Source organism: Mesorhizobium sp. BR-1-1-10 (assembly GCF_020165595.1).
Lineage (GTDB): Bacteria > Pseudomonadota > Alphaproteobacteria > Rhizobiales > Rhizobiaceae > Mesorhizobium > Mesorhizobium australicum.
In genome coordinates, this window is sequence record NZ_JAIUIL010000008.1 from 70,963 (window position 1) to 94,610 (window position 23,648).

Below are 23,648 nucleotides of genomic sequence, written 5' to 3' on the forward strand. Positions count from 1 at the left end.
CCCGGGACAACAACAGAAGAGTAGCAAAGAGGGCGGTTCGTCGCTATCTGAATGGGATCGGGCCGTTTGCATGCGCGGACAGCCCGCCAACAGTGCAGGACAAGTGGAACAGGACCATGGCGGCAAGGGATGTGCTGACGAAAAACCAGTTGTGCGTGCTCGAGAAACTCGAGATCGCCAGCGGGCCGCTCAGCGCCTACACCTTGCTCGATCAGCTTCGCGAGCGCGGTTTTCGCGCCCCATTGCAGGTCTATCGCGCGCTCGACACGCTGGTGAAATCAGGTTTCGTGCACCGGCTGGAAAGCATTAATTCCTTCGTCGCCTGCGCCGAGCCGCACGACCATAGCCACTCGATGACCGCCTTCGCCATATGCGATACTTGCGGGCAGGTGACCGAAATGTCCGATCACGACGTCGATCACCGGCTGAACGAATGGGTCAACTCGACCGGCTTCGCCGCCAAGAAGGCGGTGATCGAATTTCGCGGGACCTGCGCGAAATGTTTGGCGCAAGCGGCCTGAGGGCCTCGCTAGCGCGTCAGTGTGCCTCGTCCCAGTTGTTGGCGGCCCGCGCGTCGACATGCAGCGGCACCGACATCGAGACCGCCGGCATCGCCGCGTTTTCCATGACATGGCGCACGACGGGGATCGTCGCCTCGACTTCCGCCTCGACCGTTTCGAAGATCAGTTCGTCATGCACCTGCAGGAGCATGCGGGCCGACAGCTTGGCCTTGTCCAAGGCTTCCTCCATGCGGATCATGGCGCGGCGGATGATGTCGGCGGCGGTGCCTTGCAGGCGGGCGTTGATCGAGGCGCGCTCGTTGAACGCGCGCAGCGACGGGTTCGAGGACCTGATGTCGGGATAGTGGATGCGGCGGCCGAAGATCGTTTCGACGAAGCCGTGCTCGCGGGCATAGGCCTTGGTCTCCTCGATATAATCGCGGATGCCGGGAAAGCGCTCGAAGTATTTCTTGATGTAGGCGCTCGCCTCCTCGCGCGGGATCGACAGCTGGTTGGCGAGACCGAAAGCCGAGATGCCATAGATGATGCCGAAATTGATCGCCTTGGCGCGGCGACGCACTTCCGACGGCATACCCTCCACGGGCACGTTGAACATTTCAGACGCTGTGATGGCGTGGATGTCGGCGCCATCCGCAAAGGCCTGCCGCAATTGCGGGATTTCGGCGACATGGGCGAGCACGCGCAGTTCGATCTGGCTGTAGTCGGCTGACACCAGCCGGAGGCTCTTGTCGGTGATGAAGGCGGTCCGGATCTTGCGGCCTTCAGCCGTGCGCACCGGAATGTTCTGCAGGTTCGGGTCGGAAGACGACAGACGGCCCGTCGTCGTCGCGGCGAGCGCGTAGGAGGTGTGGACGCGTTTCGTGTCGGGATTGACGAAGCCGGGCAGGGCGTCGGTGTAGGTCGATTTCAGCTTGGTCAGCTGGCGCCAATCGACGATCTTACGCGGCAGTTCGTGCCCTTCCGCGGCAAGGTCTTCGAGCAGCTGCGCCGAGGTCGACCACTGGCCGGTCTTGGTCTTGGAGCCGCCGGGCAGGCCCATGCGGCCGAACAATATGTCGCCGAGCTGCTTGGGTGAGCCGATGTTGATGCGCTCGCCGATGAGCAGGTAGATTTCCTCCTCGAGCCGGGCCGCACCTTGCGCCAGTTCCCCCGACAGCCGCGACAGGATCTGCCGGTCGACCGAAATGCCGCGCTGTTCCATGCGCGCCAGCACCGGCACCAGTGGCCGCTCCAGGCGTTCATAGACCGAGACCAGGCCCTTGGCGGCAAGCCGGGGCTTCAGCACCCGCCACAGCCGCAACGTCACGTCGGCATCCTCGGCGGCGTGAGCGGTCGCCCTGTCGATATCGACCTGGTCAAAACCGACAGAGTTCTTGCCGGAACCGGTCACGTCCTTGAGTTGAAGGGGTTTATGGCCAAGCCATTTGTCGGCAAGGGCATCCATGCCGTGGCCATGCGGCGTGCCGGCGTCGAGCACGTAGGAGATCAGCATGGTGTCGTCGAACGGCGCGACATCGATGCCGTAGCGGCTCATGATGACCAGATCATATTTCAGGTTCTGCGCGATCTTCAGCACCGACCTGTCCTCGAGCAGGGGTTTGAGCACCGCCAGCGCCTCGCGAAGCGGAATCTGGTTTTCGAGCGTGCCGCCGCCAAGCAGGTCGCCATTGCCGCTCTTATGGGCGAAGGGAATATAGCCGGCGCGGCCAGGCGCTGTGGCCATGGCCATGCCGATCAGTTCGGCCTGCATCGGATCGGTCGAGGTGGCCCTGACGTCGAAGGCAGCGATACCGGCCTCCCGCGCCTCCGCGACCCAGGCTTTCAGCGTCGCGATATCGCGGATGCACTGATAGGCGGAGGTATCGATCTTGGCGGTCGCCGCTCTCTCCAGCCGCAATGCGGCCAGGAGGGAAGGGGTGTCACCTTGTTTTGGCGTCTCCGTCGTCTCGATTTCAGCAGCCTGGCCAGGCTCGGAGCCCGTCCCGTTCCGGGCAACGGGCGGTGTTCCGGCGCCGACATCGGGGCCATGGGCGTTATCGGCGCGTTCGACGGGCACCGCGACGGCCTGGACGTCGCCGGCCTCGGTGCCGGTCGCTTCCGCCACACGGCGCGTCAGCGAGGTGAATTCCATGGTCTTGAGGAAGCCGATCAGCTTTGGTCCGTCGGGGGCATGCAGGACGAAATCATCCAATCCTTCTGCCACCGGCACATCGTTCTTCAGCGTCACCAGCTGGCGCGAGATGCGCGCCTTGTCGGCGTTGGCGATGATCGATTCCCGCCTTTTTTCCTGCTTGATCTCGCCGGCGCGGGCGAGCAATCCGTCGAGGTCGCCGAACTGCTCGAGCAGTTGCGCCGCGGTCTTTGGCCCGATGCCGGGCACGCCAGGCACATTGTCGACTGAGTCGCCCGTCAGCGCCTGCAGGTCGATCATCTTTTCCGGCGGCACGCCCCATTTCTCGACGACTTCGGGGATGCCGATCTGCCGGTCCTTCATCGGGTCGTACATGCCGACCGTTTCGCCAACCAGCTGCATCAGGTCCTTGTCGGAGGAGATGATGGTGGTGTCGCCGCCGGCCTCGCAGGCCAGCCGGCAATAGGTGGCGATGAGATCGTCGGCCTCGAAGCCTTCCATCTCGACGCAGGGCAGGTTGAACGCCCTGGTAGCCTGGCGGATCAGGCCGAACTGCGGGATCAGATCCTCGGGCGGAGCCGAACGGTTGGCCTTGTATTCGGGATAAAGGTCGTTGCGGAAGGTTTTCGAGGAATAGTCGAAGATGACGGCGAAATGCGTCGGCACAATGCCCACATCGGTGTTGCGGGCGTCCTGCATCAGCTTCCACAGCATGTTGCAGAAGCCGGAAACGGCACCGACCGGCAGGCCGTCCGACTTGCGGGTCAGCGGCGGCAGCGCGTGATAGGCGCGGAAGATGTAGCCGGAGCCGTCGATGAGAAAGAGATGATCGCCTTTTTTCATGCGGGCAGGGATAGCGCGGCGCGATGGCTTGGTCCATGCCAAAGACAGCGCCAGATACAACACCCTGACAGATCGCGACCCTGACGGATCGGAGGCATACAGGCCCGCTCACGGGCACGTTACAAAAGTGTAACGTTGACGCCCTTGAATCGCCACGTTCACAGACCCAAATAGACGTCATCGGCAGTTTTCGCCGAAGTCCGGAGCAAGGCCCGTCCCCCGCCTATACCGGACAATTGCGGCAGCCTATCCCCCCTCTCCGGGCTGCCGCATCGTTTCGAGTAAAAGGCCGCCGTGGTTCCCCCTCCACCACGGCGGCATTTTTTTTTGCCCGCGGCGGCCATCCGAGTCGTGGTCCAATCGTCCCGGGCTTTTCGTTTCGCCGCTCTGCCTTTACGGTTCCGGCACTGAACCGAAAGGCTATTGCAAATGTCCGCAGTCTCCCCCGTCCTCGACCGTCTCGACAAGAATCTCGACCAGAGCCTGGAACGGCTCTTCGGCCTGCTCGGGATCAAATCGATCTCCACAGATCCAGCCTACGCCGCCGACTGCCGCAAGGCGGCGGAATGGCTGGTGGCGGAACTCAAACTGATCGGCTTCGACGCCAGCGTGCGCGACACGCCGGGCCACCCGATGGTGGTTGCGCATCATGATGGGCCGGCTGGCGCGCCGCATGTGCTGTTCTACGGCCATTACGACGTGCAGCCGGTCGACCCGATCGAATTGTGGGAAAACGATCCCTTCGCCCCCGCGATCAAGGAGGTCGGACCTGGTCACAAGATCATCACCGGGCGCGGCTCGGCCGACGACAAGGGCCAGCTGATGACCTTCGTCGAGGCATGCCGTGCTTGGAAACAGGTGCACGGCAGCCTGCCGTGCCGGGTCACCATCCTGTTCGAAGGCGAGGAGGAATCCGGCTCGCCCTCGCTGAAGCCGTTCCTCGAGGCCAATGCCGAGGAGCTCAAGGCCGACTTCGCGCTGGTCTGCGATACCAGCATGTGGGACCGCGACACGCCGTCGATCTGCGTCGGGCTACGCGGTCTGGTTGGCGAGGAGATCACGGTGAAGGCCGCCGACCGCGACCTGCATTCGGGCCTGTATGGCGGGGCTGCCGCCAACCCGATCCGCATCCTGGCCAAGGTGCTGGCCGACATCCACGACAAGGACGGCCATATCACCATCCCGGGCTTCTATGACGGTGTCGAGGAAACGCCCTCGCAGGTGCTGAAATCATGGGAGACGCTGGGCGAGACGGCCGAGACCTTCCTCGGGCCTGTCGGCTTGTCGATCCCATCGGGCGAAAAAGGCCGCTCGGTGCTGGAACTGACCTGGGCGCGACCCACCGCCGAATTCAACGGCATCATCGGTGGCTATACCGGCAAGGGTTTCAAGACGGTCATCGCGGCGGAGGCCTCGGCAAAGGTCTCGTTCCGCCTTGTCCACAAGCAGGATCCGGCCAAGATCCGCGCGGCCTTCCAGAAATTCGTCAAGGAACGCATCCCGGCCGATTGTACGGTCGAATTCCATGCTCATGGCGGCTCACCGGCAATCCAGCTCTCTTACGACTCGCCCTTCCTGGCCAAGGCCAAGACGGCGCTTTCCGACGAATGGCCAAAGCCCGCGGTGACGACCGGCAGCGGCGGCTCCATTCCGGTGGTGGGCGACTTTCAGACCTATCTCGGCATGGAATCGCTGCTGGTCGGGTTCGGCCTCGATGACGACCGCATCCACTCGCCCAACGAGAAATACGAGCTCAGCTCCTTCCACAAGGGCCAGCGCTCCTGGGCGCGCATTCTGGATGCGCTGACACGCTGAGCGCGGAAAACACGTTTTCTTGTTGATTTTTCACTGGATCGCGGCGAGGACGGGTAACGCCGCGACCCGGAGAAAACGATGAGCGATATCCGCTTCCATAAAAACGATCTGCCCGACCTTTCGCATTACGATGTCGCGGCGGTGGCGATCGATACGGAGACGCTTGGCCTCAACCCGCACCGAGACCGGCTCTGCGTGGTGCAGATCTCGCCCGGCGACGGCAGCGCCGATGTCATCCAGATCGCGCCGGGTCAGAAGGAGGCACCGAACCTGGTCAAGCTGCTGGCAAACGACAGGGTGACCAAGCTGTTCCACTACGGTCGCTTCGACCTCGCCGTGCTCTACCATGCGTTTGGCGTGATGGCCGAGCCGGTGTTCTGCACCAAGATCGCCTCGCGGCTGACGCGCACCTACACCGACCGGCACGGGCTGAAGGACATCTGTTTCGAGCTTCTCGGCGTCGGTCTGTCCAAGGCGCAGCAATCGTCGGATTGGGCGGCCGAAACGCTGTCGCCCGAACAGCTCGAATACGCCGCCTCCGATGTGCTCTATCTGCATCGTTTGCGCGATGCGCTGGCGGGACGGCTGGCGCGCGAGGGCCGCACGAAGGAGGCGGATGCCTGTTTCCGTTTCCTGCCGACGCGGGCCAAGCTTGACCTGATGGGCTGGGGCGAAGAGGATATCTTCGCTCACAGTTGAGAAAAGGGATGAGATGGCGGACAGAAAGCCGATATCGACCGCGCCGACCGACGGCTCCAAGGTCACCGTCACCTGGAAGGACAGCGACGGCGTCCTCAATGAATCCATAGCGCAATACCGCGACGGCGGCTGGTGGGTCTACACCGACAGCCATACGCAGAAGAAGGTCGAGCCGACCAGCTGGCGGCCCGCTGCCAGCGACGACGACGACCAGTGAGCGCCGCTGGCGAGGCCGAATGCTTTCGACTAGCCTGAAGCCGTTGATATCGGGGCCGATTCGGAGCCTTCCGCTCCGCACCCGCCCTCTTGCACGGAGGAACCCGCCATGGGTGTCGAAAGCCTTCTCGTCTTCATCCTCATCGGTGCCATCGCCGGCTGGCTCGCCGGTCTCATCGTTTCGGGTTTCGGCTTCGGCCTGATCGGCAACATCATCGTCGGCATTATCGGCGCGTTCATCGCCGGCTGGCTGTTTCCGCGCATCGGCTTCTCGATCGGCGGTGGCATCATCGCCTCCATAATCCACGCCACGATCGGCGCCATCATCCTTTTGGTTCTGGTCAGGGTGCTGAAACGAGCCTGATGCTCGGCATGACAGAAGGCGCGCCATGAAGCAGAACACGCTCTATCTCACCATTGGCGCGCTCATCATCGTGATCATCGCGCTGGGCGTCTACGTCTACCGCGAGCAGGCCAGGCCGAAAGGCGTCGAACTCAAGATCGACGACAAGGGCATTTCAATCCAGCAGAACTGAACCCGCCGGGATCCAGGAGCGTGACATGGGGGCTTCCGACGCGTGGCAGAGCGGAGAGCGGCCCAGGATTACCGTGGCGGAATGGGAGAGGCTGAACCGGCCGCCACGACGCGAGGCGTTGCTGCGCTATTACTGGCGGACTTTTCGCTTCCTGAGGACATCCGCGCCGGTCAGCGAATTGCAGGGACGACAGCAATCGTTCCGTGACGCGGTCGTCGCCAGCGTTGCCTTCAACCGGCCTGATGTGATCGCATGGCAGATCCACCTCGTGCGCAGACACCTGGCCGAGCACGAGAGCTATATCGTCTTCGACAACAGCAAGAAGGAGGAGGCGAGGGAAGCCATCCGCGACCTCTGCCTGCGCCAGCACGTCCCCTATGTAGCGTTGCCGAGAAACAGGCTGACGGTCAGCAGATCGCACGGCCAGGCGCTCAACTGGATCGTGCGCAATTTCATGACCGGCTTGGCCCCGAAGGTCTTCGGCTTCATCGACCATGACATCTTTCCGACGGAATCTTTTTCAATCCGCGACCGGCTGAAGGGCAAGAGCGTTTACGGCAGTGTCCGGCGCGACACTCCGACGCCGGGCGGCTGGTTCTTGTGGCCGGCCTTCTGTTTTTTCGACGGAAGCCTGTTGCGGCAGCGGCTGGATTTCGCGCCGAGCTACAAATTCCGTATGGACTCAGGTGGCGGCAACTGGCCGCTGCTCTACCGCACGATCGACCAGGCGCTGGTCAGATTTACCGAGAACAAGTTGCTGCGCTGCGGCGAGGGCGATGACGAGCACGAGGATTTCTTCATGTCGGTCGACGGCTGGCTGCATGTAACCAATGCCTCGAACTGGCGAAGGCAGCCGGTTGACAGGCGCGAACAACTTGTCGCCTTGTTGCGGCAAGCTGCGGGTCCTGACCAGTTGGATGTGAAGTTCGAGCCGATCTAGAAGGATCGGAGTCCGTCGACCGCTCGAACAATGTCGTTGCGGTCACCTGCGAGGAGCAGGCGCTGGCCTTCTATCCGCCGGCGTCGATTGTCGGAACGGCAGGCTCGGGGATCGAGCCAGGCTTGGCGCGCTTTTAAGCGCAGGCCGGGCGCCGGCCGTTTCCCGGTGGCGAACCGACGGTGTCGGAGAGAAGAGGATTAACAGATCCCTAACGGAATTCAGAGGTTTGGCCGAAGGCCTGCTTAACCCGCCCTTAAATCGCCGCATCTACTCTTCAACCCGAGCGCCATTGGCACCGGGGACATCAAGCGCAGCGCATGGCGAACCGCAGAGACAGTCGCATCGAGCCCAGCTTCGAGGGACCGCCGCGAGCGAGATCCCAGACGGGTCTTTCGGTGAGCGAGGAGGACCGCGTCGTGCCGAGCAACCGCAAAGCCTCCGCCAAACGCAAATCATCGAAGGCGAAATCGTCGCGGGGGAGGCGCGGCGGAGGCGGGCGCGGGCTGTTCGGCGTGCTCGGCCGGCTGTTCTACTGGTGCTTCGTGCTCGCCATCTGGGGCGGCATCGCGGTGGCCGGCGTCGTCATCTACTATGGCGCCAAGATGCCGGCGGCCACGACCTGGTCGATTCCCGATCGTGCGCCCAACATCAAGATCGTCTCGGCCGATGAGCAATTGCTGGCCAATCGCGGCATGAGCGGCGGCGAGGCGGTCGGCCTGCACGAAATGTCCCCCTATATCCCCGAGGCGGTCATCGCCATCGAGGACCGCCGTTTCTATTCGCATTTCGGTGTCGATCCGATCGGCCTGTCGCGCGCCATGGTCACCAACCTCATCGGCGGGCATTTCTCGCAAGGCGGTTCGACGCTGACGCAGCAATTGGCCAAGAACCTGTTCCTGACGCCGGATCGTACGCTGGAGCGTAAAGTGCAGGAGGTGCTGCTGGCCCTATGGCTCGAGCACAAGCACAGCAAGGACCAGATACTCGAAATGTACCTCAACCGGGTCTATTTCGGCTCCGGCGCCTATGGCGTCGAGGCGGCCTCGCGGCGCTATTTCGGCAAGAGCGCGCGCGACGTCACGCTGTCCGAAGCCGCCCTGCTTGCCGGCCTCTTGAAAGCGCCCTCGCGGCTGTCGCCGGCGCGCGATCCCAAGGCCGCCGAGGAGCGTTCGCAGCTGGTGCTCGGCGCCATGCGCGAGGAGGGCAAGATCAGCGAAAAGGAGCTGAAAACGGCGCTCAGCGCGCCGGCGACGCGCTCGCCATCCTACTGGACCGGTTCGGAAAACTATGTCGCCGACACCATCATGGAAGAATTGCCCGACCTGATCGGCGACGTGCGCGGCGATATCGTGATCGATTCTACCGTTGACCTGAACCTGCAGAAGCTCGCCGAAAAATCGATCCGCCGGCTGATCGACGACAGCGGCAAGAAGCTCAACGTCACCCAGGGCGCGCTGGTGTCGATCGACGATTCCGGCGCGGTACGCGCCATGGTCGGCGGCTACGACTATTCGACCAGCCAGTTCGACCGTGCCTCGGAGGCGCGCCGGCAGCCGGGCTCGGCGTTCAAGCCGTTTGTCTATATGGCGGCACTTGAGGCCGGCCGCACGCCTGACAGCATCCGCAACGATGCGCCGATCAAGATCGGCAACTGGACGCCGGACAATTACGGCGGCAAGTACTTTGGCAAGGTCACCTTGGCGACAGCGCTGGCAAAATCGCTGAACTCGGTTGCCGCGCAGCTGACCATGGAAGTCGGCCCGAACGCGGTGGTGGAAGCCGCGCACCGCATGGGCATCCAGTCCGACCTGCAGGCCAACACCTCCATCGCGCTCGGCACCTCGGAAGTGACGCCATTGGAGCTGACTTCGGCCTATGTGCCCTTCGCCAATGGCGGCTACAAGCCGGACATCCATTTCATCCGCCGCGTGACGACGTCAGACGGCAAGGTGCTCTACGACAGCGCCGGCGGCAGCGCACCGCGCGTGATCAAGCCCGAGATCGTCGGCATGATGAATTCGATGATGACCGGCACGGTCGAGGTCGGCACCGCCAGGAAGGCGGCTTTCGCCTGGCCGTCGGCCGGCAAGACCGGCACCAGCCAGAATTCGCGCGACGCCTGGTTCGTCGGCTACACCGCCAATCTGACCACCGGCGTATGGTTCGGCAATGATGACGGCACGGCGATGAAGAAGGTCACCGGCGGCGCGCTGCCGGCGCAGGCCTGGCACGAATTCATGGTCGCCGCGCATGAGGGCGTGCCGGTGCGGCCGCTGCCCGGCACCTGGAAATCGACGCCGGCCGACACCATCGTCCCCGACGAGATTCCCTCTGCCAGCAACAACCAGCCGGCACCGGTTCCGTCGGCGTCCGTCGGCCAGCAGGCGCCAGCCGCGCAGGCCGCGGCACAGGCGACGCCAGGGCCGGTCCGTGCGGCGCGGCCTGCCCAGACCGTCGATGCCGATGGCTTCGATATGCCGGCGGATGACGGCACCACCGCTTCGGTCGGACATCCGGTGCCGCCAGGCAGCGTCGGCGGTCGGCTCAAGAAACGGCAGACGTCGATCCTGGATATCCTTGGCGGCGGCTGAGCAGCCGGCTGGCGGCGTCAATCCGCCTCTCGCCACCTCGGCGGCATTCGGCTACATGTCCAGCCCGGAGACCGCGACATGACCGAGACCGACACCAGAAAAACCATCGTGCTGACCGGCGCCAGCCGCGGTATCGGCCATGCCACCGTCAAGCGCTTTTCGCGCGAGGGCTGGCGCGTCATCACCTGCTCACGCCAGGCCTTTGCCGAGGATTGCCCGTGGCCGGCCGGTCCCGAGGATCACATCAAGGTCGACCTCGCCGATCAGGAAGATGTCGGTATTGCGGTCTCGGAAATCCGCCATCGGCTGGAATCCCATGGTGGCCAGTTACACGCGCTGGTCAACAATGCAGGCATTTCGCCCAAGCTCAAGGACGGCAACAGCCGCATGAACTCGATCGACACGCCGATGCATGTCTGGCGCGACGTGTTCCAGGTCAATTTCTTCGCGCCGATCATGCTGGCGCGCGGCCTGTTCAAGGAATTGGCGGCGGCCAAGGGCTCGATCGTCAATGTGACGTCGATCGCCGGCACCCGCGTGCATCCCTTCGCCGGCACCGCCTATGCGACGTCGAAGGCCGCGCTCGGCTCGCTGACGCGCGAGATGGCGCATGATTTCGGCCCGCACGGCATCCGTGTCAACGCCATCGCGCCAGGCGAGATCGACACCGCGATCCTGTCGCCGGGCACGGAAAAAATCGTCGAGACCATCCCACTGCGGCGCCTGGGCACCACGGCTGAGGTCGCCGACATCATCTTCTTCCTGTGCTCGAGCCAAGCGTCCTACGTGACCGGCTCGGAAATCCACATCAATGGCGGCCAGCACGTGTGAACTGGTCGAGCCAAGGCCCGCTAATCTGGCCAGGGTGACAACAGCCTTCGCAGTTCATTCGTGGCTTGATCAACGCGCCTGTGGGCAGCGCCGGCTCAGGCAGCGGACGGTTCAGCGACCCGCGGCTTGTGGCCAAGCACCTCTTCGACAATGCCGCGCGCGATCTCGCGTTCGCCCATGATCACCGTATCGGCGCCGAGCCCCTTGAGATGCTCGACCTCGGCATCCGAATGGGCGCGGGCGACGACGTTGATGTTGGGATTGGCGGCGCGTGCCCGCAGCACGATCTGGCCAGCCTCGAACGCGTTGGGAATGGCAAGGATCAGCCGCGTGGCGCCTTCGGGATTGGCGGCGGCGAAGACTTCGGCGTTGGCGGCGTTGCCGGCAACGGTTTCGACGCCGTCTGCTTTCAGCCTCGCCAGCGTCTTGTCGGCATCCTCGATGACCAGGAAAGGCCGTGCTGCTTCTTTCAACGCGGCGCCGACGAGGCCGCCGACGCGGCCGTAGCCGATCAGGATGGCATGACCGGTGAGCGCCGTCCTTGGTGGCGGGCCGTCTTCCTTTTTGGATGCCATGGCGACCGAGGCGACATGGCCCGGTTCCGTCGCCGGGCCAACCGGCTTGGCGTCCGCCGGCGGCGCCGTCCTGGCGGCGCGGGCCTCGAGCCACGGCTTCATCCAGTCGATGACCAGGAACATCAGCGGGTTGAGCACGATCGACAGGATGGCGCCGGCCAGGATGAGGTCCCGTCCCTGTTCGGGCAGAAGTTTCAGCCCGACGCCGAGTTCGGCCAGGATGAAGGAGAATTCGCCGATCTGGGCAAGGCTGGCCGAAATCATCAAGGCCGTGGCCAGCGGATAGCCGAAGGCGACGACGATGACGAACGCCGCCAGCGACTTGCCGATGACGATGATGGCCAGCGTCGCCAGGATCGGCAGGCCGTTGCTGAACAGGCTGAGGGGGTCGAACAGCATGCCGACGGAGACGAAGAACAGCACCGAGAAAGCATCTCGCAGCGGCAGCGATTCTTCCGCGGCGCGGTGGCTGAGCTCGGATTCGCTCATGATCATGCCGGCGAAGAAGGCGCCCAGCGCCAGCGAGACGCCGAACAGTTTTGCCGCGCCGAAGGCGACGCCGAGCGCTATTGCCAGCACCGAGAGGCGGAACAGTTCGCGCGACCCGGTATGGGCAACGTAGTGCAGGATCCAGGGAATGACCCTGCGGCCGACCACCAGCATGACGACGACGAAAGCGGCGACCTTCGCCAGCGTCATGCCGACGACACCCCAGATGCCGTAACTGGCCGGCAGCGCCAGCAGGCCGCTCGAATGGGCATCGGCCGGTTCCTGGCCGCCGAGTACGCCGGCAAGGGCCGGCAACAGCACCAGCGCCAGCACCATAGCCAGATCCTCGACGATCAGCCAGCCAACGGCGATGCGGCCGCGCTCGGTCTCGATCAAGCGGCGTTCCTGAAGCGCGCGCAGCAGCACCACGGTCGAGGCGACCGATAGCGCCAGGCCAAACACCACGCCCGCCCCCATCGACCAGCCGAGCATCCAGGACAGCCCGGCGCCGAGCGCCGTGGCAAAGCCGATCTGGACAATGGCTCCCGGCACGGCAATGGCGCGGACCGACAGAAGGTCCTTCAGCGAAAAATGCAGGCCGACGCCGAACATCAGGAGGATGACGCCGATTTCGGCCAATTCGTTGGCAAGGCCGGCGTCGGCGACAAAACCGGGTGTGTTCGGCCCAACCAGCACGCCGGCTACGAGATAGCCGACCAGTGGCGGAATGCGGAACCGATTGGCGAGGGCGCCGAAGACGAAAGCCAGCCCCAGACCGGCGACGATGGTGGCGATAAGGGGCGTGTCATGCGGCATTGTCTATGGAGCGCCTTTCAAGCCAGCGATGTCGGATATGCGCCGCCCTAAGCCGCCGCCTGTTTGCAATATGGTGGACGGGGTGTCGGCGATGCAACCCGCAAAGCCGCGAATCAACGTCGAGACGGCAAAAACCTGACCGGCAGCTGAGTGACTGCCGGTCAGGTGCTTGGGTTCAGTGGCGACCGTGCTGCGACCCGATAGGCGCCTTCGCCGCGCGTGGTCAGGCTGCCTGCAGCAATGCCTCGATCTCGAAAATGGCGTGGTTGGTCATGGTCTTCGGGATTTCGGCCGTCACCTTGTCGCCAACCTCCTTATGCAGCTTCTTGCGCATCGCGCCGAGCACCATGGGCGGGGCGACAAGCACAAGGCTGTCGAATGCACCCTCATGTGCAAGCTTGTAGAGGCGGGCGGCAATCTCCTCGGCGAAGCGTTCCTTGCCGATGCGATGCCAGTCGGTCTCCTCGACCGCGCTGCGATGCACGGATGGGCCGTCATTGTATCGACCGGGGCTGTCGCTTCCCTGTTCGCGTGTGGGCGGGTTCTCCTGTTCCATCACCTGCACGACTTCAAGGTTGGGAAACTTGGTGTCGCCGGCGTTCTTGAGCAGGAGCGCCTTTTCGCCGTCGGCCACCAAAACCCAAATGCCATGCTTCAGTTTGATCGTGTTCATAGGGACGCTCCTTGTTGAGTGGTGGCTATACCGGGAACGCATTTTGACCCGTCAACGTTCCACCCGAACGGAGGACCGAGTGGCCGTGCAGACAGGCGCTGAAGACGAAATCACCACCGGACGACTTTAATCTACTGAATTGGTAGAAATTAGAAAAAACTGTTTTGTGGGATCGGTCGCCGGCAGCTAAAAGTGCCTGAAATCAAGGCGCGTTTCAGCAGCCCGGGCGCTCCCGGTGCATGGGCATGGAATATTTTTCTCCTGCCCTTCGCGGTTGCAGAAAAGCGATTGCCTGCCATCACCGCATGCGCGAGTGCTTTGCTTCTGCTTTTTTACGCTTGGGCGTAAAACTGCGACCCTGTTCCCGGATCTGCTTTGTCATGTCGCAAGCCACCACCAAGCTCAACGCCTTCCCCGTCTTCATGCGGGTCGAGGGCGAAGCCGTGGCCATTGTCGGCGGCGGCGAGGAGGCTTTGGCCAAGGCGCGGCTGATCGCCCAGTCGAGCGCGGTCCTGCACATCATCGCTGGGGATGCCGAACCGGATCTGTTGGCCTTCATCGCCGAGACGGGCGCGAACCATATGCCCGGCGCGTATGATGCTTCGCAGCTTGAAGGCGCCGTGATGGTGTTTGCCGCCAGCGGCGACGAGGCGCTCGACCGTCGCGTCGCCGCCGACGCGCGCCGGCTGGGCATTCCCGTCAATGCCGTCGACCGGCCGGACCTCTGTGATTTCTTCACTCCGGCGCTGGTCAACCGCGCACCGGTCGCCGTGGCGATCGGTACCGAAGGCGCGGGCCCCGTGCTTGCCCAGATGCTGCGCAGCCGCATCGACCGCATGCTGTCGCCCTCGCTCGGGCCACTGGCAGCGCTTGCGGCGTCGTTCCGCAATGCCGCCGAGAGATTGCCCAGGGGCAATGTACGCCGCCGTTTCTGGAGCGACTTCTTCGGCGGAGCGCCAGCACGCGCCGTCGAGGCCGGCGAATTTTCACAGGCGCGCGAAGCCGCCACCGATCTGCTGTTGTCCGACGCGCCCATTCGCGGCCACATCGCCTTGGTGGGCGCCGGTCCCGGCGCCGAGGACCTCCTGACCCTGCGGGCGCATCGTCTGCTGATGGAGGCCGATGTCATCGTCCATGACGCGCTGGTGCCGGAGGCGATCGTCGCCATGGGCCGCCGCGATGCCGAGCGCCTGCCGGTGGGAAAGCGCAAGGGCTGCCATACCAAGAGCCAGGCCGAAATCAATGCGCTGCTGGTGGATCTCGGCCGTCAGGGCAAGCGCGTCGTGCGGCTGAAATCGGGCGATCCGCTGGTGTTCGGCCGCGCCGGCGAGGAGATGGCCGCGCTTCGTGACGCCGGCATCGCCTATGAGGTGGTCCCAGGCGTCACAGCGGCCTTTGCCGCTGCCGCCGATTTCGAACTGCCGTTGACGCTGCGCGGCGTTTCCTCCTCGATGGTGTTCACCACCGGCCACGATCTCAAGGGCAATTCACTGCCGGATTGGGCCAAGCTCGCGATTTCCGGCGCTACCGTTGCCGTCTACATGGGCCGCTCGGTCGCGGCCGAAGTTGCCGGCCGGCTGATCGAGGCGGGCTTGTCGCCGGACACGGCGGTCGCCGTGGTCGAGAATGCCAGCCTCGCCAATCGGCGACGCTTCCACGGCACGCTTGCCGACCTGCCGTCGCTGGAAGCGCGCGCCGATCTGTCGGGCCCGGTCATGACCATCATCGGCGACGCCGTCGCCGGCGCCAATTTCGAGCGGTCCGAGCCGCTCGCGGCACACAGGCACGAGAGCGTGCCCGTAGCAGCCGCCGAGGGAGTTCAGCCATGAAGATACTGACCGCCAATCGCCTCGGCGACGGCATTGCCGTGTGGTACGCCGATGGCGGCTGGGCCGAGACGGTGGACCATGCGGACCTTGCCCAGGACAAGGCGGCCGAGGATCGGCTGGAGGCGATCGGCGCCAAGGCCCATGCCGACAATGAAGTGGTCGACGTCAATCTGATCGACGCGGACATCGTCGATGGCGTTGTCGAGCCGGTGCGGCTGCGCGAGAAGATCCGCGCCGCCGGCCCGACCATCCGCAACGACCTCGGCAAGCAGGCCGAGCGGGCGGCATAGCCAGGACACCAGGTGAACGGGCGGACGCGCCCTGAAAGACGAAGCATGTACCGTTACGATGAGTTCGACCACGATTTTGTCCAGGCCCGCGTCGCCGAGTTCAGCGACCAGGTCGAGCGCCGGCTGTCCGGCGAGATCACCGAGGACCAGTTCCGGCCGCTCCGGCTGATGAACGGTGTCTATCTGCAGCTGCACGCCTACATGCTGCGCATCGCGGTGCCCTACGGCACGCTGAACGGCAAGCAGTTGCGCATGCTCGGCCACATCGCCCGCAAATACGATAAGGGCTACGGCCATTTCACCACGCGCCAGAACATCCAGTTCAACTGGCCGGCGCTGTCGGACGTTCCGGCGATTCTGGCGGACCTGGCCAGCGTGGAGATGCACGCCATCCAGACCAGCGGCAACTGCATCCGCAATGTCACCGCCGATCATTTTGCCGGGGCTGCCGCCGACGAGGTCGCCGATCCGCGTCCCTATGCGGAAATCCTGCGGCAGTGGTCTTCGGTGCATCCGGAATTCTCGTTCCTGCCGCGCAAGTTCAAGATCGCGGTGACGGGAGCCGAGCGCGATCGCGCCGCCATCCAGACACACGACATCGGCCTGCACCTGAAGAAGAACGCCGCCGGCGAACTCGGCTTCGCCGTCTATGTCGGTGGTGGCCAGGGCCGCACGCCGATGGTGGCGAGGAAGATCCGCGACTTCTTGCCCGAAGCCGACCTTCTCTCCTACTGCACGGCGATCCTGCGCGTTTACAATCTCTATGGCCGCCGCGACAACAAGTACAAGGCGCGCATCAAGATCCTGGTCCACGAGACCGGCGCCGAGGAAATCACCCGGCAGGTCGAGGCCGAGTGGCAGGAATTGAAGGACGCGGAGCTGAAGCTGCCCGAGGCGGACATCCGCGCGATCGAGGCCTATTTCGCACCGCCGGCGCTGACCGGGCGGCCGGACGGCGACGCTGCCGTCAAGGTGGCGCGGCTGGATTCCAAGGGCTTCTCGGACTGGCTCGACCAGAACGTGGTGACGCACCGCCACCCCGACTACGCGGCGGTGACGATCTCGCTCAAGGGTATCGGCGAGGTGCCGGGCGATGCGACCGACAGCCAGATGGAAGCGGTCGCGGACATTGCCGAGAAATATGCCTTCGACGAGCTTCGCGTCAGCCACGAGCAGAACCTGATCCTGCCGCATGTGGCGCGTGCCGACCTCAAGGCGGTCTATGACGCGCTGGTCGACATCGGGCTGGCGACGGCTAATTCCAACCTGATCTCGGACATCATCTCGTGCCCGGGCCTCGATTATTGCGCGCTGGCGACGGCACGCTCGATCCCGATCGCACAGGAAATCTCGCGCCGCTTCGCCTCGCTGGAGCGGCAGCGCGAGATCGGCGAATTGAAGCTGAAGATCTCCGGCTGCATCAATGCCTGCGGCCACCACCATGTCGGCCATATCGGCATCCTCGGTGTCGAGAAGAAGGGCTCCGAACTCTACCAGGTGACATTGGGCGGTTCGGCCGACGAGAACACTTCGGTCGGCGAGATCATCGGCCGTGGCTTCTCTTCGGAAGAAATCACCGACGCCATCGAGCAGATCGTCGACACCTATCTCGGCCTTCGGCTCAACCCGCAGGAAAAATTCATCGACGCCTACCGCCGTGTCGGTCCCGCGCCGTTCAAGGAGGCGCTCTATGCTGGCGAAGCCAAGGCCGCTTGACCATATTGCCGATGTCGATGACGGCATCGCCGCCAAAGCGGCGGGGTTTGACGCGCTCTACGGTCATCTCAGCCCGATCGAGATCATCGAACGATCGGCCAACGATCTGTTTCACGACGAGATCGCCGCCGTGTCTTCGTTCGGCGCGGATTCGGCAGTGCTGCTGCATATGATCGCCAAGATCGACCGCACGCTGCCGGTCATCTTCCTCGATACCGGCAAGCATTTCGAGGAGACGCTCGGCTATCGCGACGCGCTGGTCGCCGATTTCGGATTGACCAACATCCGGGTGATCAAGCCGGACGAAGCGGCGCTCGAACGGATCGACCCGACCGGCAATCTGCACCAGAACAACACCGATGCCTGCTGCGACGTGCGCAAGGTCGAGCCGCTGGCACGTGGCGTCGCACCCTTTCGCGCCTGGTTCACGGGCCGCAAACGCTTCCAGGCCTCGACACGGGCCGCACTTCCGGTGTTCGAGGCGGTCGGGCCTCGCATCCGCATCAATCCGCTGGCGCACTGGACGACGTCGGACCAGGCCGACTACATGCGCGCGCATGCGCTGCGCGAAAACCCACTGGTCGCCTATGGTTATCTGTCGATTGGCTGCTTTCCCTGCACGCAGCCGGTGCAGCCGGGCGAGGATGCGCGCAGCGGCCGCTGGGCCGGCCACGCCAAGACCGAGTGCGGCATTCACCTGTCGGGACTGGAAGTGTCGCTGACCGACGCATCACTATAAGGTATGTTGCAATTCAGGTGAGGCCGGGCTGCAAACGGCAGCTTCCGGTTCTCACGGACTTCAAGTACGTTTCGCTCCGGTTCTCGCAAGCCGCCGTTTTCGACGCAACCTGACCTGAATTTCAACACACGCTCGAGCTCTTCGAATTTTAGGAATTTTGATGACTGGACTGACGACACCGGAGACCCGGCTCTGGACCCCGGAGGGTTTTCGCGAGGACGAGTGGAGCCATGCCGAAAGCGCCGACGCGCTTTCCGGCAATGGCCGATTCATCTTGCCGCTGCAGGCCTTCCTCGATCTCGACCCGGAGGTGCGCCGCTCGGCGAAGGAGCGGCTCGGCGTCGTGCTGCAACCCGGCGACCCGCTCGAGAAGATCGTCGACCTGCTCGACCAGCTGTCGCTGGTGGCGCTGGCCTTCCCGGCTTTCGGCGACGGCCGCTCCTTCTCCAAGGGCGAACTGCTGCGCAGCCGTTATCATTTCACGGGCGCGTTGCGTGCCACCGGGCAGGTCCTGGTCGACCCGTTGCCGCACATGCTGCGGCTTGGCTTCGATGAATTCGAGATCTCGAATCCAGTGCTCATGAAGCGCCTGGAAGAAGGCCGCACCGGCGGGTTGGGGCTTTATTACCAGCCGGCCGCCATAACGGAGACCAAGGGACCGAAATATTCCTGGCGGCGCCTTCGCAACAGCTGACGCTTTTTCTAGCAAGGTCGAAGGCCTCTACTCCAAAAACTGGTCGTACCAATTGTGCGATTTGCGCTTTTCCTTCCGGCATCTTGCTCTTAGGATATCGCTGTTATTTCGCAACCCGAAATAAATGGCCACAAAGGGAGGAACCGGGAATGGCTGGCAAGAAGATATTGATGCTCGTTGGCGAGTTCAGCGAGGAATACGAGATTTTCGTCTTTGAACAGGCCATGCATGCCGTCGGCCATACAGTGCATGTCGTTTGCCCGGACAAGAAGGCGGGCGATGTGCTGAAGACATCGCTGCACGATTTCGAAGGCCACCAGACCTACACCGAGAAGCCCGGACACGATTACATCCTCAACAAGACGTTTTCCGAGGTTGATCCGGCCCAGTACGATGCCGTCTACGCGGCGGGCGGGCGCGGTCCCGAATACATCCGTATCGACAAGCGGGTGCAGGCGCTGGTGCGGCACTTCCATGAGACAGGCAAGCCGATCTTCACCATCTGCCATGGCGTGCAGATCCTGATCGCGGTCGACGGCGTGGTGCGGGGCAGGGAAGTGGCGGCGCTTCACTATTGCGAGCCGGAAGTCACGCTGGCCGGCGGCATCTATATCGACGTCGCGCCGAACGGGGCCCATGTCGACGGCAATCTCGTTTCGGCCAAGGGCTGGCCGGGCCTGTCCAATTTCATCCGCGAATGCCTGAAGGTGCTGGGCACGGAGATCCGCCATGGCCAGATCCTGATGCGCGACGAGCGGCAAGCGGCCTGAGAAAGGTTTGGGAAATACCGCCGCGCGCTGGCGCGGCGGTATGCTCTACGCCGCCATCCGCGCTTCGCGGAACGACACCAGTTTGTGGCTGCTTTCGTCCCACAAGGCCAGTTTGACGCAGCGCAGGCTCTCGAGGAGCGTGACGCGGCCGATGCCGCGCAACTCGGGATAATCCCGCAGCACTTCCTGCAGCCGGTAGCCGGGCACCTTGGCGGAGAGGTGGTGGACGTGGTGAACGCCGATATTGCCGGTGAACCAGTTCAGCACCGGCGGGAGGTCGTAATAGGACGAGCCGTGCAGGGCGGCGCGCTGGAACTCCCATTCCTCATCCTTCGCCCATTCGGTCTCCTCGAACTGGTGCTGGACATAGAACAGCCAGATGCCGGCCGAACCGGCGAGAATGACGATCGGCAGATGGACGATCAGGAACGCGCCGGGGCCGATGACCCAGATGAGGATGGCCGCGGCAAGCGCGATGCCAAGATTGGTGGTCATTGACGACACCCAGGGCGTCAGGCCGCCACGCATCATGCCGATAGGCAGCCTTTGCGAGAAGATGAACAGCCAGATCGGCCCCAGGCCGAACATCACCAGGGGATGACGGTAGAGGCGATAAGCCAGGCGACCCCGCCAGGACATCCGCCGGTATTCGGCGACGGTCAGCGTCCTGATGTCGCCCATGCCGCGTTCGTCGAGATTGCCGGCGCTGGCATGATGGGTGGCATGGGCACGCCGCCAGCAGTCGTAGGGCGTCAGCGTCAGGATGCCCAGCGCCCGGCCGATCCAGTCATCGGCAATGCGATTGGCAAAGAAGGAGCCATGGCCGCAATCGTGCTGGATCATGAAAATCCGCACCAGGAAGCCGGCCGCGGGCAGGATCAGCACCAGTCCCCACCAATGACCATAGGCATAGGCAGCGGAAGACAGAGCCCACAGCGTGGCGAAAGGAACGAGGGTGATGGCGAGTTCGAGTGTGCTACGCCGCCTGTCAGGCTTCTTGTAGCGCGCCAGGATCTTGAGCCAGGCACGCTTGCTGTTGGCAGCTGCCTCGGGGGAAATCATGTTCATCAGGAAGCATAGGCAGGGTGCGCCGCCACCGCAAGCCAGGGATCACGCAAAGTTACTGTGCGTAATTGTCGCGTAAGGTCCGGGCGATCCTACTGCCGGCGCCAGCCGGCGTCGCCATCCTCGACCCGGTCGAGATGCTCGAGCAATTGCTCAAATCGGTCCGGAATGTCGGGTTCGATGCGGAAGGCTGGCAAGGTGCGCAGAAAGCGCGTCACTGCCTCGGCGCCGAACTGGCGCCGAACCTCCGCAGCGAGCCCTTCTCCTTTTTCAAGCTTGTTGCGGGTCATCATTTCAAAAATCCTGCGTCGGCTCCGAAACTCCCCCAGCAGCGGAATGGTTCCCGCATCACCGCCTCGTGGCAAGCAAAGCCGGCAAGTACGGTAAAATTTGAATTAAAATCGAAGCGTCCCCACCGTGCTTTCCTGGTCGGGTCGCAGGCGCCTGCGGTCGCTTTCCCCTTGATTTTTGGCCTGCGAACCTCGATATCGGGCACAAAATCCATACCATTCGAGATGACGGGAAACGGCGATGAGCGACCAGGCAAAAGACGAACGCACGCCCAATGAAGCCGAGGCGGCCGAGGCCAATGCCGAGCGCACGGAAGGCAGCACCGATGGCGACTACGAAGCGCTTGTGCGGCTGCTGAAGGAAAATGAAGAGCTGAAGGACCGCGCGCTGCGGGTCGCGGCCGAGATGGAAAACCTGCGCCGCCGCACCGCGCGCGACGTGCATGACGCGCGCACTTATGCGGTGGCGAATTTCGCCCGCGACATGTTGTCCGTGTCGGACAATCTGCGCCGCGCCCTGGATGCCATTCCGGCCGAGGCCAAGGCATCGGGGGATGCCGGCTTCAAGGCGCTGATCGAAGGCGTCGACCTGACCGAGCGCGCCATGCTGTCGGCGCTGGAGCGGCATGGGGTCAAGAAACTCGCTCCCGAGGGCGAGAAGTTCGATCCCAATTTCCACCAGGCAATGTTTGAAGTGCCCAATCCCGATGTTCCGGCCAACACCGTGGTCCAGGTCGTGCAGCCGGGCTATTCGATCGGCGAGCGGGTGCTGCGCCCGGCCATGGTCGGCGTCGCCAAGGGCGGTCCGAAAATCGCCGCCGACGCGCCGGTCGAGCCAGGGCCGGTCAATGAGCAGGCCGAGAAGGATGCGTGATTAGTGGGGTAGCGATAGAGAGTTGTGAGTAGCAGGGACCGGGCCGGGGAGGCGCCTGCTTCGCCAATTGCCATTCACTACTGACTGCTTCACTACTCACTCCATGAACCCGATCGCTCTCCTCGACTATGCCGGCGTTGCCGTCTTCGCGGCGACGGGGGCGTTGGCGGCGTCGCGCAAACAGCTCGACATTATCGGCTTCCTGTTCCTGGCCAGCGTCACCGGCATCGGCGGCGGCACGCTTCGCGACGTCATCCTCAATCTGCCGGTTTTCTGGGTCGCCAACTCCAGCTACGTGCTGATTTGCGCGGCGGCCGCTGTGCTGGTTTTCTTTGCCGCGCACCGTATCGAATCCCGCTGGAAATGGCTGCTCTGGCTCGACGCCATCGGGCTGGCCGCTTTTTCGGTGATGGGTGCGGCCAAGGGACTGGCCATTACCGGTTCGCCGGTCGTCTCCGTCATCACCGGCGTGCTCACCGCCACGTCCGGCGGTATCCTGCGCGATCTGCTGGCCGGCGAACCCTCGGTGCTGCTGAGGCCGGAAATCTATGTTACGGCCGCTCTCACGGGCGCTGCCATCTTCACGGCTGGCGACGTCACAGGATTGCCGCCGATCGTTTCAGAGCTGGCCGGCTTCGCCGCGGCGTTCGCGGTTCGCGGCGGCGCGCTCCGTTTCGGCTGGACCTTTCCAGCCTACAAGAGCCGGCCCGGCCGGCGGCCGGAAGACATTCCGTGAGGAGAGGGAGTAGGGGAGTGGTCAGTAGTCGCCGAAGCGCGAATCGTGTCGTCTTGACTACTGACTACTGCCTAATCGCTCACGCGGCGAAGCGCTGCGCTTCCCCGCCATAATAGTTGACGTAGCGGGCACCGATCTCCTTGACCGGCATCACGACGAAAATGTCGACCGTGGAGAATTCGCGGTCGATGACGCAACCATCGCCGATGCGAGCGCCGACCCGCAGATAGCCCTTGACCAGAGGCGGCATCGCCGCGATCGCCGCCTTGGTGTTGACCGCCTCGATCGGCATCAGGTCCATGGAGCAATAGCGCCCCGACACAGCGCGCACGTCCCAGGCCGAGTTGGTGCGGCAGTGATGGGCAAGATAGGTGAGCGCCTCCGCATGCGCGGCCGGCACGGTGCCATGGAACGAGGCGCAGCCGGTCATCACCCCGATCTCGTAGTGATTGATGTAGGCCCAGATGCCTTGCCATAGCGCTTCGATGGTGCGCTTCGAACGGTATTCCGGCAAGACGCAGGAACGGCCGAGTTCAAGGAAACGCTGGCTGGGATGGCGGGCGATGAGCTTGGTCAGCTCGAATTCGCCTTCGGAATAGAAGCCTCCGGCGGTTGCCGCGATTTCTTGCCGCAGCAACCGATAGGTGCCGACGATGCGACGGTGCTCAGGGCCGGAAAGCGTGGTGTCGAGGACGAGCAGATGGTCGCAGAGCGGGTCGAAGCGGTCGGCGTCGCGGCGGTCCTGCGCCTGGAACAGATCCTTCCTGGCGCCAAGCTCGTCATAGAATACACGGTAACGCACTTCCTGCGCGGCCGCGATCTCGGCCTCGTTGCGGGCGAGCCGCACTTCGAGATTGCCGATACGGCCGAGCGCCGCGCCCTTTATGACGGAATCGACATTACGTCCGGCGAGCAAGGCGCTGCTGGCGTTCGGCCGAGTGTCACATTCCGGCATAACTGTATGCACGA

At 63.8% G+C, this 23,648-nt stretch carries 23 protein-coding genes; 17 read left to right on the forward strand and 6 right to left on the reverse strand.

The window, feature by feature from the left end:
- The first annotated feature begins 116 nt into the window (after nt 1-116).
- Entirely contained in the window at nt 117-521 is a 405-nt protein-coding gene (locus tag LB555_RS18875; RefSeq protein WP_015315682.1) for a Fur family transcriptional regulator, read from the forward strand.
- Between the two features lie 16 nt (nt 522-537).
- Here the strand turns inward: LB555_RS18875 and polA are convergent, their stop codons facing one another.
- Nucleotides 538-3,495, reverse strand: coding sequence for a DNA polymerase I (gene polA / locus LB555_RS18880; protein WP_224683482.1), 2,958 nt, complete (start codon nt 3,493-3,495; stop codon nt 538-540).
- Nucleotides 3,496-3,924: 429 nt separating this feature from the next.
- On the opposite strand from polA, the gene LB555_RS18885 reads away from it, so the two are divergent.
- The 8 genes from LB555_RS18885 (at nt 3,925) to LB555_RS18920 (ending at nt 11,123) form a co-directional block, all read left to right on the forward strand.
- A complete protein-coding gene (locus LB555_RS18885) occupies nt 3,925-5,310 on the forward strand; it encodes a M20/M25/M40 family metallo-hydrolase (RefSeq protein WP_023770650.1) in 1,386 nt (461 codons plus the stop codon).
- A gap of 78 nt (nt 5,311-5,388) precedes the next feature.
- Nucleotides 5,389-6,009, forward strand: coding sequence for a ribonuclease D (locus tag LB555_RS18890; protein ID WP_140618902.1), 621 nt, complete (start codon nt 5,389-5,391; stop codon nt 6,007-6,009).
- A gap of 13 nt (nt 6,010-6,022) precedes the next feature.
- A complete protein-coding gene (locus LB555_RS18895) occupies nt 6,023-6,226 on the forward strand; it encodes a hypothetical protein (protein WP_023770648.1) in 204 nt (67 codons plus the stop codon).
- A 108-nt stretch (nt 6,227-6,334) separates the two neighbouring features.
- The gene (locus LB555_RS18900; protein ID WP_015315687.1) at nt 6,335-6,589 is read left to right on the forward strand and encodes a GlsB/YeaQ/YmgE family stress response membrane protein; all 255 of its coding nucleotides are present in this window, start codon (nt 6,335-6,337) and stop codon (nt 6,587-6,589) included.
- Nucleotides 6,590-6,614: 25 nt separating this feature from the next.
- Nucleotides 6,615-6,761 (forward strand): hypothetical protein, encoded by a 147-nt coding sequence (locus tag LB555_RS18905; protein WP_140823902.1) that lies wholly within the window; start codon nt 6,615-6,617, stop codon nt 6,759-6,761.
- Nucleotides 6,762-6,786: 25 nt separating this feature from the next.
- Nucleotides 6,787-7,701 (forward strand): hypothetical protein, encoded by a 915-nt coding sequence (locus LB555_RS18910; RefSeq protein ID WP_140721128.1) that lies wholly within the window; start codon nt 6,787-6,789, stop codon nt 7,699-7,701.
- 317 nt (nt 7,702-8,018) lie between these two features.
- The gene (locus LB555_RS18915; RefSeq protein WP_224683483.1) at nt 8,019-10,292 is read left to right on the forward strand and encodes a transglycosylase domain-containing protein; all 2,274 of its coding nucleotides are present in this window, start codon (nt 8,019-8,021) and stop codon (nt 10,290-10,292) included.
- A 78-nt stretch (nt 10,293-10,370) separates the two neighbouring features.
- The gene (locus tag LB555_RS18920; protein WP_015315691.1) at nt 10,371-11,123 is read left to right on the forward strand and encodes an SDR family NAD(P)-dependent oxidoreductase; all 753 of its coding nucleotides are present in this window, start codon (nt 10,371-10,373) and stop codon (nt 11,121-11,123) included.
- Nucleotides 11,124-11,218: 95 nt separating this feature from the next.
- Here the strand turns inward: LB555_RS18920 and LB555_RS18925 are convergent, their stop codons facing one another.
- Both LB555_RS18925 and LB555_RS18930 read right to left on the reverse strand, forming a co-directional pair.
- The gene (locus LB555_RS18925) at nt 11,219-13,003 is read right to left on the reverse strand and encodes a cation:proton antiporter (RefSeq protein WP_224683484.1); all 1,785 of its coding nucleotides are present in this window, start codon (nt 13,001-13,003) and stop codon (nt 11,219-11,221) included.
- A gap of 223 nt (nt 13,004-13,226) precedes the next feature.
- On the reverse strand, nt 13,227-13,676 hold the full coding sequence (locus LB555_RS18930; protein ID WP_015315693.1) for a host attachment protein: 450 nt from the start codon (nt 13,674-13,676) through the stop codon (nt 13,227-13,229).
- 380 nt (nt 13,677-14,056) lie between these two features.
- Here LB555_RS18930 and cysG point away from each other — a divergent pair, with 380 nt between their 5' ends.
- From cysG to LB555_RS18960, 6 genes are all read left to right on the forward strand, one after another.
- The gene (gene cysG / locus LB555_RS18935) at nt 14,057-15,505 is read left to right on the forward strand and encodes a siroheme synthase CysG (RefSeq protein ID WP_224587505.1); all 1,449 of its coding nucleotides are present in this window, start codon (nt 14,057-14,059) and stop codon (nt 15,503-15,505) included.
- Nucleotides 15,502-15,795: a DUF2849 domain-containing protein gene (locus LB555_RS18940; protein ID WP_224528917.1), complete on the forward strand. Its 294-nt coding sequence runs from the start codon at nt 15,502-15,504 to the stop codon at nt 15,793-15,795. Before cysG ends, LB555_RS18940 begins: the two co-directional genes overlap by 4 nt.
- A 45-nt stretch (nt 15,796-15,840) precedes the next feature.
- Nucleotides 15,841-17,511 (forward strand): nitrite/sulfite reductase, encoded by a 1,671-nt coding sequence (locus tag LB555_RS18945; RefSeq protein ID WP_140618890.1) that lies wholly within the window; start codon nt 15,841-15,843, stop codon nt 17,509-17,511.
- Nucleotides 17,486-18,250, forward strand: coding sequence for a phosphoadenylyl-sulfate reductase (locus LB555_RS18950; protein ID WP_023770638.1), 765 nt, complete (start codon nt 17,486-17,488; stop codon nt 18,248-18,250). Before LB555_RS18945 ends, LB555_RS18950 begins: the two co-directional genes overlap by 26 nt.
- A 160-nt stretch (nt 18,251-18,410) precedes the next feature.
- Entirely contained in the window at nt 18,411-18,944 is a 534-nt protein-coding gene (locus tag LB555_RS18955) for a DUF934 domain-containing protein (protein ID WP_015315698.1), read from the forward strand.
- A 149-nt stretch (nt 18,945-19,093) separates the two neighbouring features.
- Entirely contained in the window at nt 19,094-19,714 is a 621-nt protein-coding gene (locus tag LB555_RS18960; protein WP_015315699.1) for a DJ-1/PfpI family protein, read from the forward strand.
- 45 nt (nt 19,715-19,759) lie between these two features.
- On the opposite strand, the gene LB555_RS18965 is transcribed toward LB555_RS18960, so the two are convergent.
- Entirely contained in the window at nt 19,760-20,782 is a 1,023-nt protein-coding gene (locus tag LB555_RS18965; protein ID WP_140713196.1) for a fatty acid desaturase, read from the reverse strand.
- 89 nt (nt 20,783-20,871) lie between these two features.
- A complete protein-coding gene (locus LB555_RS18970; RefSeq protein ID WP_015315701.1) occupies nt 20,872-21,072 on the reverse strand; it encodes a hypothetical protein in 201 nt (66 codons plus the stop codon).
- A gap of 238 nt (nt 21,073-21,310) precedes the next feature.
- Between LB555_RS18970 and grpE the strand changes: the two genes are divergently transcribed.
- Together grpE and LB555_RS18980 are read left to right on the forward strand one after the other, a co-directional pair.
- Nucleotides 21,311-21,943, forward strand: coding sequence for a nucleotide exchange factor GrpE (gene grpE, locus LB555_RS18975; protein ID WP_015315702.1), 633 nt, complete (start codon nt 21,311-21,313; stop codon nt 21,941-21,943).
- A 103-nt stretch (nt 21,944-22,046) separates the two neighbouring features.
- Nucleotides 22,047-22,679 (forward strand): trimeric intracellular cation channel family protein, encoded by a 633-nt coding sequence (locus LB555_RS18980; protein WP_140618884.1) that lies wholly within the window; start codon nt 22,047-22,049, stop codon nt 22,677-22,679.
- A 79-nt stretch (nt 22,680-22,758) separates the two neighbouring features.
- Here LB555_RS18980 and LB555_RS18985 read toward each other — a convergent pair whose 3' ends face one another.
- Complete coding sequence (locus LB555_RS18985) at nt 22,759-23,634, reverse strand: GNAT family N-acetyltransferase (RefSeq protein WP_041163320.1); 876 nt, start codon at nt 23,632-23,634, stop codon at nt 22,759-22,761.
- Nucleotides 23,635-23,648 lie beyond the last annotated feature (14 nt).